The sequence below is a fragment of the Vibrio sp. 1731 genome (assembly GCF_033339955.1).
Classification (GTDB): domain Bacteria; phylum Pseudomonadota; class Gammaproteobacteria; order Enterobacterales; family Vibrionaceae; genus Vibrio; species Vibrio alginolyticus.
In genome coordinates this window covers 1-1,021 of the sequence record NZ_JAWOVO010000184.1, presented here as the reverse complement: position 1 = coordinate 1,021, position 1,021 = coordinate 1, and the positions used below count along the sequence as shown (strand labels likewise).

Genomic DNA, 1,021 nt, shown 5'->3' with positions numbered 1-1,021 from the left:
AGGCTATGTTCCCTTTAATTGTTGCTGAAGACTTAACATCCTGTTTTCATTAAGTTCTTCAGTAACTTCCATGTAACGGTGCCAACCAAGGTAATGATCTAGGTACTTCGTTGCTACTCCATGGAATCGCTTCATCCATTCTTTGGTGCGACTGTGATAAGCATTCACATTTTGAACATGAAAAACTCGGTCAATGACCTTTAATCCTGCGGATATATTGAGTTGCTTATGCACTAAGTCATTGTTAAGGCATAAACTAATGTAAGACTTATGGCCATCAGTACAGAGCACACTATCTTTTTCTAGCTTGCCTGCTAACTCTTTGGCTAGTGTTTCTTCTTTTACATCAGGCAAGATTGACTCAAACGTGTGCTTACCTCGGTCTCTGACCGTTAAAACTGGAACCCAATCCTCCTTAGAGCGACCACGCTTATGCGCTCTCATTCCTCGTTTTCTTGGTTTACGTGTTAGCTTTTTTGAGCCTTTTTCAGAGTACGGAAATAGAGTTTCATCTGCTTCAATGATCCCCTCAAGCTTTGATGCATTTAGCGTTGCAGGGAATTCAAGGAAGCGATGACGCCAGCGAAATGATGTTTTCAGGTTGATACCACACTCTTTAGCACTGACACGCAGCACTTTACTATCAAGCATACACTTCATGTAGTTAACCCATTGTTCTTTGTAACGCAATCGAGCAAGAGGCGTACCTGTCGTAGCGACAAATGTTTTTAGGCAGTTTTTGCAGCGATATCGCTGCATATCATTAACCTTGCCATGGCGATTTATGAGTGAACTATGGCAGTGAGGGCATTCAGGGGAGTCAACGACTCTTTGTTCAAGTTCACGAATGACTTGCGAGACAGGTTCAACCCCTCTCAAGAATTGTTCGAGTAGTACAGATTGATTATCGGTGAGCTTGGGTAGCAGTTTTATAAGCTTGTGGAACTGTGACTGAAGCATAGGAGTTCCCTCCAATCGTTGCCTACTTTAAGTATAACAACAGTTAAAGGGAACATAGCCA

Annotated in this window: 1 protein-coding gene; it reads right to left on the bottom strand. The window is 42.3% G+C overall.

The annotated features are described in order from the left end of the window. Positions 1–3: 3 nt before the first annotated feature. Entirely contained in the window at positions 4–960 is a 957-nt protein-coding gene (locus R7035_RS26105) for an IS1595-like element ISVal3 family transposase (RefSeq protein ID WP_086558361.1), read from the bottom strand. Between the last annotated feature and the right edge of the window lie 61 nt (positions 961–1,021).

Bases quoted from the DNA above. Each gene is read 5' to 3' on its own strand.
- R7035_RS26105 (WP_086558361.1), bottom strand. From the start codon at position 960: ATGCTTCAGTCACAGTTCCACAAGCTTATAAAACTGCTACCCAAGCTC.